We start from the raw sequence: 14133 nt of genomic DNA, 5'->3' as shown, positions 1-14133 counted from the left end.
ATTTATGTGAAACTTCATTTAAATTATTTAGCTTCATACCAATTTTCACCTTCACTTATATCAACTTCTAACGGAACACTTAAAGGCATAACATTTTCCATGGAGTCTTTTACAATGGTTCTCACCTGTTCTAACTCATCTTTATATACATTTAATATAAGTTCATCATGAACCTGAAGTATTAGGGTACTTTTAAGCTGTCTTTTTTCCAGTTCATTATAAACCTTCACCATAGCTAATTTAATAATATCTGCTGCACTGCCTTGTATTGGACTATTCATAGCAAGTCTTTCCCCTAATGCTTTAACCATTTTTTTAGAATTAGCTATTTCAGGGATAAATCTTCTTCTGTTTAATATGGTAGTAACAAACATATCTTTTTCAGCTTTTTTTACTGTATCATCCATATATTTTTTTACATTAGGATATCTTTCAAAATAAGTATCTATATATTCCTTAGCTTCTTTTCTTGATACTTTTATATCCTTTGCTAAACTAAAATCACCTATACCATATACTATACCGAAGTTTACTGCTTTAGCATTACTTCTCATAGTTTTAGTAACCTCTTCTATAGGAACTCTAAACACCTCTGAGGCTGTCTTTGTGTGTATATCTGCATGATGTTTGAAAGCATTTATAAGATTTTCATCTCCTGCAATATGTGCAAGTACTCTCAATTCTATTTGTGAATAATCTGCAGATAAAATAATAGAGACATTATTATTAGGAACAAATACTTTTCTTATTTCCCTACCCATTTCATATTTTATAGGTATGTTTTGTAAGTTAGGTTCTGTACTAGAAAGCCTCCCAGTAGTAGTTACTGTTTGATTAAAGCTAGAATGTATTTTCCCATCTTCATCAATTACATTCTTTAAACCTTCTACATAAGTTGAATAAAGTTTTGTAAGCTGTCTATAATATGTTATTTTTTCTATTATAGGATGTTTTCCTTCCAAAGCTTCTAAAACTTCTGCATTAGTGGAATATCCTGTTTTTGTTTTCTTTATAACAGGTAAATCTAATTTTTCGAAAAGAATTTTACCAAGCTGCTTTGGGGAATTAATATTAAATTCCTCTTCTGATAATGAATATATCTCCTTTTGGACTTTTTCAATTTCTTTTGTAAACTTCTCTCCTATATGAGTTAACATATCTTTATCTACTTTAAATCCATAACTTTCCATAGAAGCTAACACTGTAGTTAAAGGTAATTCAACTTCATAAAAAAGCTGTTCCATATCCAAAGATTTTATTTGCTTTTCTAACTCACTGTATACTTCTTTTAATAAGGATACTTCCTTTACTTCTCTTTCTTCCTCATCCTTTAGTATAATCTTTAGATATTGTTGTATTAGTGTATTTAGATCATAATCTCCCCTTGAAGAATCGATTAAATATGCAGCTATTTTTGTATCAAATTTCACCCCATTTAAATCTACTCCCATTTTATGAAGAATAGTATGAGGCATTTTTATGTCATGACATACCTTTTGAATTTCTCCATTTTCAAATATTTCTTTTAAACAACTAATAGTTTCTTCATTATTTTCATTTAAAATTTCCTGTAAAGATACAATAAAATTTTCTTCTCCACAGTTAATAAATATTTTTTCTATTGAACTCTTAGAATATATATTCTCATTTAAAAGTTTAAATGTCACATACAATAAACTATTTTTGAATTTTGATACTATAATATTACATAAATTCTTTAGTTCATTTATACTCTGTACTAATTTATATTCTACTTTTATCTCATTGTTTTCTTCCTTAAAATCTTTAGAATGAGGTAATTTATCTATTAAAGTTTTAAACTGTAAATCTATAAAAATTCTTTTTACTGCTTCTTCATCATAATTTTCTTTTGATTTTATAGAATCTAAATCTATTTCTATAGGAACTTCTCTCATTATAGTGGCTAACTTTTTACTAAAAATCGCCTGTTCACTATTTTCTGTTAAATTTTCCTTTAGCTTTTTACCACTAATCTTATCTATATTTTGAAGAACATTTTCTACACTTCCATATTCTTTTATAAGCTTATAGGCAGTTTTTTCACCTACTCCAGGCACTCCTGGTATATTATCTGAACTATCTCCCATAAGTCCTTTTACATCTATAAATTGAGTAGGAGTAACTCCCATTTCTTCTATCATTCTAGTTCTATCATATATTTCTTTTTCTGTTATACCCTTTTTAGTAATTACTACTTTTGTAGTATCTGAAGCCAATTGAAGAGCATCCCTATCTCCTGTTACAATGTAAACTTCTATACCTTTCTCCTCTGCAAATTTTGATAATGTTCCTATCAAATCATCCGCTTCAAATCCATCTATTTCAAATATATCAATAGCAAGTTTATATAAAAGATCTTTTACTATTGGAAACTGCTCCGCTAATTCTTCAGGCATCCTTTTCCTTCCAGCCTTATAATCTTTATATTCATTATGTCTAAAAGTTGGTGCGCTTCTATCAAATGTACATACTATGTAATCTGGAGCTATTTCTTCCTTCATTTTTAAAAGCATAGTAGTAAATCCATACACCGCATTAGTATGTATTCCATCACTATTCGTTAGGGGTGGTAATGCATAAAAAGCTCTATTCATTAAGCTATTTCCATCCAAAATTAATAATCTTTCTTTCTTTTCCATTAACTTATCTCTCCTATCACACATCTATCGTAAATAAACTGTTTTTCTATAATTATTTATATTTTCTTTAAGTTCACCAAATTCGTCTGCTGGGAACTTATTCATTACTTCTCTTAGTATATAGAAAGCTGCTACATTTTCTATAACTATGGAAGCTGGTATTACAGCAGATACATCTGAACGTTCATATCTAGTCTTAGTTTCCTTTTTTTCTCTTAAATTCACGGTACCAATATCCTTCTTTATAGAAGGTATAGGTTTTATATATGCCTTTAGTTCTATATTTTCACCATTAGATATTCCTGCTTCTATTCCACCAGAATTATTAGATTTTCTTTTAATTCTTCCATTTTCATAATTGATTTCATCATTAAAAGTACTGCCTCTTAAACTTGAGTCTAGACCATTACCAAATTCTATAGCCTTTACTCCTTGAACAGACATAATGCCATAGCTTAATATAGCATCTAATTTTCTATCCCATTGCGAATAACTTCCTACCCCTATTGGCACACCTTTTATGGAAATAAATACACTTCCACCTATAGTTTCTCCCTGTTCTTTACAAATATCAATTTTTTTAATAAATCCTTTTTGAACTTCTCTATTATAACATCTAACAGGGCTCTTATCTATTTTTTCATATATACCATCATAAAACAAATCCACTGTATCATCATAAAGATTTCCTATACTATGTACCTTACTTCTTATTTCTATACCTAATTCTTTAAGAATTTCTTTACATAGTGCTCCTACTGCTGTTCTTATAGATGTTTCTCTAGCAGAAGTTCTTTCAATACTATCTCTTATATCACCAGTGCCATATTTAAAATATCCAACTAAATCACCATGTCCTGGACGGGGCACAGCTATTTTTTCTTCCTCCTTAGGTTCTTTAGTTATTATTTCTTTCCAATTTTCAAAGTCCTTATTAAATATAATCATGGTTATAGGATTTCCTGTGGTTTTACTTCCTCTAATACCAGATAAAAATTCTATCCTATCCTCTTCTATTTTCATCCTTTCCCCTCTACCATAGCCACCTTGCCTTCTTTTCAATTCACTATTTATAAAATTTATATCAATATTAAAATTTGAAGGGATTCCATCTATTATACATATCATTGCCTTACCATGGGATTCCCCTGCATCTAAAAATCTAAGCATAATATTCTCCTTTGTATGAAATAATAATTTTATAATACCATTGTAATTATTATTTTACTATAAATCATTCATTTATTTAACATTCAATGATATTTTACATTTTACAACTTCTATTTTAGCCTTTTCTAAGCTATATACTGCATGTAAATTAATGTATTATATTACTTTTTAATACTTTCTTTCTAAATTTAATTATTTCATGCAACTTTGAAAGTTGATTGTTGTGCATTTTTTTTATAAATTATTAATATTAAATGTTAATTTTTGGAGGAATTATTATGTATAAACTTAGTTATGAATATAAAGATAATATTCCTGTTTTCAAATGTAATTTTTGTGGTCATTGCTCAAAAATTTTAGAATCCACCTCCCACACAACTACTGAAAATAGAGGGTGTTGTTGGTATTTTCCTAAATACACCTTAGTTGATATAAAAAATATTTTAGATATGGAAAAAAAGAATTTTATACTTGCTTTATTAAATATGAAAAATGCTGTTATCAATAAATATAGTATTGAAGTAATTGGAAATTTTGATGAAGAAAAGTATTTAAACTTTATAAAAGAAAATCCTGACAGCATTGAAGATAATTTTGATCCTAAATTATTTTTTAGGGTATGCGCTTTTTTTAGACCAAATGGATGTCATTTAGATTTTAGATTAAGACCTCATCCCTGCAATCTATATCTATGCAGAACAGTAATAGGTTGCTGTGAGGAAGAATATAAAAATTTTTCCCGTGAAAGAAAGGATTATTTCTCCTATTGTAATTATTTTAATGAAAGCATTAGGCAAACTTTAATGGACGCAAAAGTTAATTTGCAATCAGCCCCTTTTAAAGCACTAGAAATAATAGAAAACTTTGAGATGCCACCTTTTGGCGAAAAAGAATTAAAAAGCATTTCCTTTAATGAAAAAAGATCATAGCAAAAGATAGGTTAGTGATAAATCACTAATCTACTTTTTACAATTTTTTAGCTAATTCCATTCCTTTATAACTAAGCTTAGTTCCCTGTCGTCCTACACCAATTAATACATATCCTTTATCACTTAAATATTCTAGTCTATTTCTAACCTCTTTTTCTGTTAAAAAAATCTCATTACATTCCAATAAAGAAGCTATCTTGCCTCTTCCAACCTTCTCTTTACTTACTATCTTCTTATGTAATATTTTTAATATTTCTTTATCTACATATGCTATATTATTTTTATTTTCTCTTTGTATATTCAACATAAAATTATAGGGCAAATCCTCCCTGACTATTGGATTAGAACCCATTTTACTTAAATATTCTGCTAAATTTCTTAATTCTCTTATATTTCCTGGCCAATTATGATTTTTTAATACCTGTATAACTTCCTGGTCAATTTCCTTATTGCAATTTAAATTATTAAGAAACCATTTAAATATAACTTCTATATCCTCTTTTCTTTCCCTTAAAGAAGGTATCCTTAAAGGAAATACATTTAGTCTATAGTATAAATCCCATCTAAATTTTCCTTCTTGCGCTAACTTAAATAAATCTTTATTTGTTGCTGAGATAATTCTTACATCTACTTTTCTTATTCTTGTGCTGCCTATTCTTACTACTTCCCTTTCTTGAATAACTCTTAATAATCTAGCCTGCATATTTAGCTGTAAGTCTCCTATTTCATCTAAAAAAAGAGTACCTAAATGTGCTTGCTCAAATAAACCAGGTTTCCCTTCTTTTTTTGCACCTGTAAAAGCGCCTCCCTCATATCCAAACAATTCGCTTTCTATTAAATTCTCAGGAAGTGCCGCACAATTTATAGCAACAAAAGGAAATTTATTTCTATTAGAATTATTATGTATAGCTTGGGCAAATAGCTCCTTGCCTGTACCACTTTCTCCTATTATAAGTACAGATGAATTAGACCACGCCATGGTTTTAGCTAGCTTTTTAGTTTCTTCTATTTGTTTACTTTGCCCTATTATATGCTCCATGTTATACTTTGCCAAATACCCCTTTATGGATACTTCTCGTCTGATCTGTTCTTCTAACTTTCTCAACTCAGTTACATTTTTCACGGTAATAATATTTCCTATTGCTTTATTAAATACCTGCATAGGTTTTAAATTTATTATCAATTTATCCTTTTTATAATCTATTAATAAATCATTTACTTCTTTATTAAAATCCACGTTTAATTTATCTTTATTAAATACTTCATTTATATTTTTACCTATTAGCTCTCTTTCCCCAACTCCCATAACTTGTTGAGATTTTTTATTAGCCATTATTATATTACCTTCGTCATCGGTTTCCAAAACTCCTTCATTAATTAAATCCACTATAGTATGCATAGCAGTTTTAACCATTACATTTGTACCAAATAGAGCATGTACACCTTTTCCAACTGGTATTATTTTTTCTTCATATTTATGAAGTATTTCATCTCTTTCATCAGTATTTATATCTAGCTCATTCATCAAGTCTACAATTGTGCTCATATCAAATGCCATATGTCCTATATTATATATTTTATTAATATTTTTAGGTACAATTCTTTCTTCATTGGTAGTAATTGCTGTATCTATATCAGTTCTAGGCTCAACCCCTGGATAATATGGATATAATTCAAACTCAAAACCTAAAGAATAAATAAGTGATATGGTTTCAAAAGTAGTATTTAAACCATTGTTTACTAAAAGCGCTCTTGTTCCCTTGGGTATATCCTGCAATAATTTATAAACATATTTAGTAAAAGTTCTACTTATACAAATTAGTTTAGTATCATCACTTATATATTGTTTTACAATGTTTATCATAATTGGGGTAGAAATAAGTAATATATCTGCATCTATTTTATTCCCATTATATTTATTAAAATTATAAGATTTTACTTTATATCTTCGTCCCAAAATATCTATAAGACTCTTTTCGTAAAACTCTCTTGTATTTTCATTTAAAGCTCCTATAGCTATAATTTTATCCATTGTTTCTAATATCCTCCAATAAAGTTATTAATTTTATAATAATTCAAATTTTCAACAAAATCAAATATATATGTAAAAGGACTCTCCTTATCTGTATATATTTCATAAGAAAAGTCCTTTTATTAAACCTGTATATTTAATTATTTAAAAAATTTAAAGCTACAGCACACATAGCTTTAATTCCTTTAGCTATAGCTCTCTCATCTAATAAGAATTTAGGATTATGAAGTACGCAGCAATCTTTATTTTTTTCTGATTTACATCCTATCCACATTAAAGCTGAAGGAACTTTTTTAGAGAAGAAGGCAAAATCCTCTGCTCCAGTAGCTGGTCTATCCAAAATAACCACATCTTCTCCAAAGAAATTTTTCAATCCTTCTACTGCACAATCTGTTAGCTTTTCCTCATTATACATATATGGATATCCCTTTACATATTTATATTCATATTCACAGTTTAAACCTTTACATATTCCATTTACTATAGTTTCTATTTTCTCAGGCATAATGCTTACAGTTTCGCTGTCAAATGTTCTTACAGTACCCTTCATGTTTACTTCATCAGCTATTACATTTTCTCTATATCCTCCATTAATTAGCCCTATTGATACTACAGCACTATTTAAAGGATCTATATTTCTACTTACTATGGTTTGAAGTGCAGTTATCACGTGAGCAGCTGCTACAATAGCATCTACCCCTTGATGTGGAGCAGAACCATGAGAACTTTTACCCTTAATCTTTATATATATTCTATCTGATTGTGCCATCATTACCCCTGGCTTTATTCCAACTTTCCCCAAAGGTAAATCCCAAACATGTAATGCTGCTGCTGCGTCTACCTTAGGGTTTTCAAGCACTCCATCTCTAATCATAAAATTTGCTCCCCCTTCAGGATTGCACTCTTCTGCTGGTTGAAAAGCAAACTTTATATTACCCTTTATTTCTTTCTTCATTTTGCTCAATACTTTAGCAGCCCCTAATAGTATAGCTACATGAGCATCATGCCCACAAGCATGCATTATCCCTTTATTTTTCGATTTAAATGGTAAGTCTGTAAGTTCTTCTAGCGGAAGAGCATCCATATCTGCTCTTAAAAGCATGGTTTTTCCTTCTTCTTCTCCTCTAAGTAAACCTACTACTCCAGTATTTCCTACTCCAGTGCATACTTCTAAGTTTAACTCCTTTAATTTATTTTCTATTAACTTTGAAGTACCATGTTCTTCCATTCCTAATTCTGGATTAGAATGAATTTCTCTTCTTATTTTTATTACCTCTTCAAGACATTCCTCTATAAAATTATCTATATATAAACAACTCATTTTTAGCCCTCCTATTAAAAAGCAATTAAATATTTTTTAGCCTTTATATTTTAAAACTATCTTACTGGTGCTCCTGGTCCTAATGGAATTCCTATTAAGTACCATACAATAGCTAAAAGTATCCATCCTATTAACATTGCTATAGAATAAGGAATCATCATAGAAAGTACAGTACCTACGCCAGCATCCTCATCATATTCATTGAAATATTCTAGTATTATTGGGAAATAAGGAAATAATGGAGATATTATGTTTGTTGGAGAGTCTCCTATTCTATAAAGCACCTGTGTAAGAGCAGGACTATATCCTAGCATATAAAACATTGGTACAAATATTGGAGCTAATAGAGACCATTTAGCAGAACCACTTCCAATAAATAAATTTATAAAAGCTGTAAGGATAACAAAGCCTATAAATAGTGGTATTCCAGTAAAATTAGCAGCACTTAGTAAATCTGCTCCTTTAACTGCCAGCACATAACCTAGATTACTCCAGTTAAAATGAGCTATAAATTGTCCTATTACAAATACAAGAACTATATAAGAGCTCATTCCTGTTATTGCAGCACTCATATACTTAGGTATATCTGCCATAGATTTAATTTTTCCAACTTCTTTACCATAAACTATAGAGATTAGAATAAATAAAAATAGTATAAAAGGTATTAATGAGTCTAGAAATGGTGATGGTACAAGTGAATGAGTTTTTGGATTTCTTAAAAAGCTAGTTTTAGGTATTAAAATTGCAATTAGACCTACCATGTATACTAATGTTGCCCATCCTGCTTTTCTTAATCCTGCTTTTTCTTCTTTAGTAACTTCTTCAGTTATAATTTCTTTCTTTCCATTATATTTGCCTAATCTAGGCTCAATGATTTTTTCTGTTACAAGAGTTCCTACAATAGCAAGTAATACAGTAGATACCAATATAAAATAATAGTTAGCTGCTGGAGAAATAGTAACACTTTTATCTACAATTGCCATAGCTTCATTTGTTATTCCTCCAAGCAATACATCTGTTCCGCTTATTATAAGATTTGCACTAAATCCTGCTGTAGTAGAAGCATAACCTATTGCAATACCTGCAAAAGGATGTCTGCCTAAAGATGCAAATATCATTCCTGCTACTGCTGGTACTATTATTATTGCAGCATCAGAAGCAATATTACCACATATACCTATTATCAATATGGAGAATGTAACCAACTTAGGTGAAACATTTAACATTGTAGATCTCATAAATGAAGATATTAATCCTACCTGTTCAGCTAGTCCAATACCAAGTGTCATAGTTAAAACTAATCCTAACGGTGCAAAACCTGTAAAGTTTTTTATCATATTTTTAAGTATATAAGTTATTCCCTCAGCAGATAGTAGACTTTTCACCACTACTACCTTTTTTGTGCTAGGGTTAATTACACTAACTCCAAAGAAAGCACATACTGCTGATGCAATCCAAACTATAAGTATTAACCATAAGAATAATATGAATGGATGAGGAATCTTATTTCCTACCCTTTCTACCCAACCTAAAAATCCACCAACACTTTTTCTTTCACATCTTAACTCTTGTACCGCCATATTTATCCTCCTTCTTTTGATTAAATTATGTATTTGCTTTAGGATATATCTTTAAAATTTATCCCCTCTCCTTTCTTATCCCGCCACTAATATATTGAGCAATTAATGTGCCAAATGAATTTCAGTGAATTTTCACGCAATTCTCTATATTTTCTCAAAAAATAATTATTAAACTGGCCTAACTGTATAATTAAGTGTTTCATTGGGCCAATTTAATAAATATTATTAGATTTCTCTTGACTTATACTGGTGTATATGTTATTATTTTTTTGTCACGAGCCGAAGTGGTGGAATTGGCAGACGCAACGGACTCAAAATCCGTCGTTGGCAACAACGTGCGGGTTCAAGTCCCGCCTTCGGCACCATTTATATATCTATGTTTAAAGCACTTAGGATTAATTTTCCTAAGTGCTTTTTTCTTGGTTTTGTCCGTAATTTGTCCGTGTTTTATTTAAACTATTTTAAAATTAAATAATATTAGAACACTATACTAAAATAATCAAGCTTACCAATATTAATTTTAAGTAATAAAAAATTAGCATAGGCATGCCCCCACACTAACTTCTAATAAAATAGATTCATATTAATCTTTATATAAATTCCAATAAATTTTATCTACCTTTTACAGTTGGCTGATAACTATTTATCACTTTTACACTCTGTTCTCCATCATCAATTTTATTAACACCCCAAACTTCTGTTTTACCTGCTTCTTTTTCTACATTATCTTGTATCTTTTGATTAATTTTATTTAATAATTCCATTGCCTTTTTATGCTCTTCATTTATTAATAACACCTTTGACAACTCTTCCATAGCTCCATAATAATTTCCATCTTTAAATTTAGTTTCTGCAATATCTACATTTTTTTCCATTTTTATATCATTAATTTTCTTAAGTTGTTCTTGAGCTAATTTATAAGTTTTCTCATATTTGTCATCTATATCATTTAATAATTCTTGTGCCTTATCATAATTCTTATTATTAATGGCTGTAAGTGCTTGTTCATATTTTTGAATATATTCCTTTTCCATGCTTTTACCAATAAAAGGTGTTAAAATAAGTATTACAACAAAAAACATTCCAGATATCTTCCATTTCCTTATAAATAAGCAACCTAAAAATATAAAACTAACAAGCCCATATAAAACCATCAAATACCACAACATCAAATTACCCTCCTAATACATTATCATACTCATTTGTAAAATAAATACTATAGATGACTTGATTATAGGTCTTTATACTGCATTATGTCAATAAACAAATGGCAAATGTGATTATTTTAGATATACTTGTGAATTTATTTTTGGCTCATTATAGCACAAAATAGGAGTGCATATTTTAATGTATCATTGCTTAGTATCCATATCAGCAATATAATTATACACATATTTCCAAAACATTATCCCTTATTGCCAAGTTTTATAATATATATTCTTTACTTGCATCAATTTTCACAGGTAGAATGGTATAAGCTTAACTTACTACAGTTCAACCTACTTCTTATTATTTCCATTGAACTAGCTTTCTTTTGCCTCTCCCCAAAGGAATACCTAAAGGCAAATAAAAATTTGTACAACATTTTCTCTTTGATACTTTAAAAAAGTAATGCAGTCCTAGAGGACTGCTTAATTTGGCATTTCTTTTTTATTATACTCTTGCCATTGGACTAGCTTATTTCTACCGCTACAGAAAAATACTTAAAACTAGCAGGCATAACCACATATCCCCTTACTTACCTGAAAAACGAGGGGATTATTATATTATTTTTTCAGCTTTTTATAAAATAGGTATTGATAACTTTCAGCTGTTCTTTTACCCTCTCATCTGTTGATTACTGCACCTAGAAGATCATATCAGGAAAATTTTACTGGTTCTATCTTAAAATTTGATTTAGCCAATATTTGTGGCCAATTTTCAACCATTTTATATAGCTTATCTTTTTTATCCTGTGTTAAACTGTTCCATGAAACAAGATCAGAATCAGTTTTTTTCTTGCTGTCCTTAACTTCGCCATACTTCCAGCCAGACTCTTTTCTATATCTATACCATCGCATATGCTCATTTTTAGCTAAAATCTCTAATTCTTTAGGTGTAAATCTTTTAAACTCCGGTTTATCCTTAACTGAAACAATATCATAATTAATTTTAATTAAAGCACTTGGAATATTCCTAGCTTGTTCACGGCTAGAGTTTTTAAGCTCCTCACTGAGTTCCTCCCAAGGCTTTATGCAGGCCTTATCCATGTTTTTATTATTTGCATTAAGCATTCTATACTTTTCATGAATTTCCATTGCAATACTTTCAATTTTTTCACCATAAAATGCATCATGCATTAAATGACGTAAGAATTGTTCTTCATCTACATGAAGCTTTAGCTGTTCTCTAGAAGGCAAACATGATTGCTCCCATTTTGTAGAGTTAGTCAACATACTCATATCCAATATAGCTTCCATAGATCTTGATTCATGCTTATATCTTGGAATTTTAAGCATTGCCCTTAGTACTCCATTATCAATTTGAGCCTCTCCATTATCATTTATAAGATGAGGTACTTTACGTTCCAATAATGATCGAAGTAGTATTGCTCTTCTAATTATAAATAACTGATCCAATTTTTCATCTGTTTGATTTGGTCCCTTGATATTTACATAGCCTCTTAAACGACTTACAAAGTCTGGCCCTTTAGCACTTTTAAACTTTAATAAAAACTGTCTTTGTTCTTCTTTATCTTCTATATCTTCTCCACAGAATTCGCTAAAAGTGCTGCTTGTCCCACCTGCAAATGCAAAGATAGCTTTTCCAATAGGATGAATAGAATCCCCTTCTCTAAATACACCATCTTGCATAGGGGCTAGGAAATATTTGAGCCATCCAATATTACCCTCAAAAGCAGAATCAAATTCATCAAAAACTACTAGTGGGATCTTACCTTCCAGTACAATATCTCTTACTTTATGAAAAGCATTGATTAAATCCATTGTGGATCTAAATTGCGACAAATTAAAATCTACCTTTTTAATTATATTTGGTGCAATACTATTAGCCACCTCAACTATACCAAAGGACTTACCAGACCCAGGAGTTCCAAATACAGCAATTGAAAGAGGGCGTACAGTATTTTTATTTGAAATATACTCCAGCATAAGATTTTCTATACTCTTATAACTCTCAATCTCTGTTTTATCTACAGTTGTTAAATTTCCAAACTTAGCTATTGGTATAGACTTAAGTGCATTTTTAACTCCATTCTTAACAATGCCATAAGCTATCTCTGCTAGGCTTGTAGAACTTTTATCTTTTAAAATATACCAGCGAGAATTAGGAGAAATAGGCACTATTACATCTTGCACATGATCCCTATGTATAAGATCCTCTTCCCTTTCGGTAAATATTTCTAAGCTAGGAAATATATATTCTTCAACATTTTCCCCAAATCCTTCAAGAAAGTATTTATGAGCAGAAACAATTCCTTTACGAATACCCATATTTATTGATTCTGATATTTCTTCATTATCTTGATTTCCTGAAACAATAGTGCTTGCAAGCCCTGCAACAAAGCAAGAAGTAAGCCCATACATCTTACCTTGTGATTCCTTAACAAAACCGCCTTCAAATTCATATGGTAGAAAATACAACTTAACTTCACGTACATCTTCATTTTTATAATAAATAGCCCCTTCAAGTCCAAAAGGAACTATAATATGACGGCAAGTTGCCAGGAATGCAAGATTAGGATTATTATTAATTTGCCATACAAAATCCTGAGCTGTTTTTTCCCATGACAGACCTTTACTTATATTAACCCCTTTAGAACGCAAATCATCAGCATTTACAATTACTATTACATTTTTATTATTAAGTCCCTGGATATGTTTCCAAAGTTCACTAGAATCAATAACATTGCTCATCTTATATAATATTATTGGTGATGCTTCAGATGATTTTAACGCTAATGGCCAATACTTTTCATTAGAGTTAAAACCATTATTTTCATCATCTATTATGACTATATCTGCATTAGGATCATCATTTACAATAGGAAGTAACTTAGTGCTCCTGTCTTTTGGACCCGTAAATCCCATCAAACGGCTTATTCTATAAACTTTTTTATCATTATTTTTATCGCCATATACAGGAAAAAGATCTAATTCTGCAGTAGACCGAAGGATTTCTCCTGATAAAGTTAACTCCATGTTCTCGGTATTTGGTGATATCACAGAAGCCCCAGTTGATAAAGCTACCAGCTTTGATAAAAGTAACGCTTCTCCTGAACTAAAAATACTGTGCATATTTAAATGCGTTTGCCAATTTAAACCTGCATTTATGCTCGGGTATGTTACCCATTGTAACTGATTTACACATATATCACCTGATATTACAATTTTTACATTTTTATTATCCATATTTACGCTCCTATAACATTTGAATTTCTATT

Annotated in this window: 8 protein-coding genes and 1 tRNA gene; 2 read left to right on the top strand and 7 right to left on the bottom strand. The window is 29.9% G+C overall.

All coding sequences use genetic code 11. The features are described from left to right. Positions 1 to 23: 23 nt before the first annotated feature. Both polA and aroC read right to left on the bottom strand, forming a co-directional pair. The gene (gene polA, locus T514_RS24520; protein WP_034868983.1) at positions 24 to 2660 is read right to left on the bottom strand and encodes a DNA polymerase I; all 2637 of its coding nucleotides are present in this window, start codon (positions 2658 to 2660) and stop codon (positions 24 to 26) included. A gap of 24 nt (positions 2661 to 2684) precedes the next feature. Next, positions 2685 to 3830 (bottom strand): chorismate synthase, encoded by a 1146-nt coding sequence (gene aroC / locus T514_RS0111880; RefSeq protein ID WP_027624973.1) that lies wholly within the window; start codon positions 3828 to 3830, stop codon positions 2685 to 2687. A gap of 278 nt (positions 3831 to 4108) precedes the next feature. Here aroC and T514_RS0111875 point away from each other — a divergent pair, with 278 nt between their 5' ends. Next, on the top strand, positions 4109 to 4759 hold the full coding sequence (locus tag T514_RS0111875; RefSeq protein WP_027624972.1) for a hypothetical protein: 651 nt from the start codon (positions 4109 to 4111) through the stop codon (positions 4757 to 4759). A gap of 37 nt (positions 4760 to 4796) precedes the next feature. Here the strand turns inward: T514_RS0111875 and T514_RS24515 are convergent, their stop codons facing one another. The 3 genes from T514_RS24515 to T514_RS0111860 all read right to left on the bottom strand — a co-directional run bounded on the left by T514_RS24515 (position 4797) and on the right by T514_RS0111860 (position 9692). After that, complete coding sequence (locus tag T514_RS24515) at positions 4797 to 6791, bottom strand: sigma 54-interacting transcriptional regulator (RefSeq protein ID WP_051542024.1); 1995 nt, start codon at positions 6789 to 6791, stop codon at positions 4797 to 4799. 136 nt (positions 6792 to 6927) lie between these two features. Beyond that, complete coding sequence (locus tag T514_RS0111865; RefSeq protein WP_027624971.1) at positions 6928 to 8112, bottom strand: M20 metallopeptidase family protein; 1185 nt, start codon at positions 8110 to 8112, stop codon at positions 6928 to 6930. Between the two features lie 56 nt (positions 8113 to 8168). Continuing rightward, positions 8169 to 9692: an AbgT family transporter gene (locus T514_RS0111860; protein ID WP_027624970.1), complete on the bottom strand. Its 1524-nt coding sequence runs from the start codon at positions 9690 to 9692 to the stop codon at positions 8169 to 8171. Positions 9693 to 9970: 278 nt separating this feature from the next. Between T514_RS0111860 and T514_RS0111855 the strand changes: the two genes are divergently transcribed. Further along, positions 9971 to 10057 (top strand) — tRNA-Leu (locus T514_RS0111855). A gap of 246 nt (positions 10058 to 10303) precedes the next feature. Here the strand turns inward: T514_RS0111855 and T514_RS0111850 are convergent. Both T514_RS0111850 and T514_RS0111845 read right to left on the bottom strand, forming a co-directional pair. After that, positions 10304 to 10861, bottom strand: coding sequence for an outer membrane protein assembly factor BamD (locus T514_RS0111850; RefSeq protein ID WP_027624969.1), 558 nt, complete (start codon positions 10859 to 10861; stop codon positions 10304 to 10306). Positions 10862 to 11551: 690 nt separating this feature from the next. Further along, positions 11552 to 14101, bottom strand: coding sequence for a RyR domain-containing protein (locus tag T514_RS0111845; protein ID WP_027624968.1), 2550 nt, complete (start codon positions 14099 to 14101; stop codon positions 11552 to 11554). Positions 14102 to 14133: the final 32 nt, after the last annotated feature.

Origin of the sequence: Clostridium lundense DSM 17049 (genome assembly GCF_000619945.1) — a bacterium.
Taxonomy (GTDB): Bacteria; Bacillota; Clostridia; order Clostridiales; family Clostridiaceae; genus Clostridium_AO; species Clostridium_AO lundense.
Note: the sequence above shows the minus strand (reverse complement) of the source record. Positions and strands in the feature narration are given on the sequence as shown.

Bases quoted from the DNA above. Each gene is read 5' to 3' on its own strand.
- polA (WP_034868983.1), bottom strand. From the start codon at position 2,660: ATGGAAAAGAAAGAAAGATTATTAATTTTGGATGGAAATAGCTTAATG.
- aroC (WP_027624973.1), bottom strand. From the start codon at position 3,830: ATGCTTAGATTTTTAGATGCAGGGGAATCCCATGGTAAGGCAATGATA.
- T514_RS0111875 (WP_027624972.1), top strand. From the start codon at position 4,109: ATGTATAAACTTAGTTATGAATATAAAGATAATATTCCTGTTTTCAAA.
- T514_RS24515 (WP_051542024.1), bottom strand. From the start codon at position 6,791: ATGGATAAAATTATAGCTATAGGAGCTTTAAATGAAAATACAAGAGAG.
- T514_RS0111865 (WP_027624971.1), bottom strand. From the start codon at position 8,112: ATGAGTTGTTTATATATAGATAATTTTATAGAGGAATGTCTTGAAGAG.
- T514_RS0111860 (WP_027624970.1), bottom strand. From the start codon at position 9,692: ATGGCGGTACAAGAGTTAAGATGTGAAAGAAAAAGTGTTGGTGGATTT.
- T514_RS0111850 (WP_027624969.1), bottom strand. From the start codon at position 10,861: ATGTTGTGGTATTTGATGGTTTTATATGGGCTTGTTAGTTTTATATTT.
- T514_RS0111845 (WP_027624968.1), bottom strand. From the start codon at position 14,101: ATGGATAATAAAAATGTAAAAATTGTAATATCAGGTGATATATGTGTA.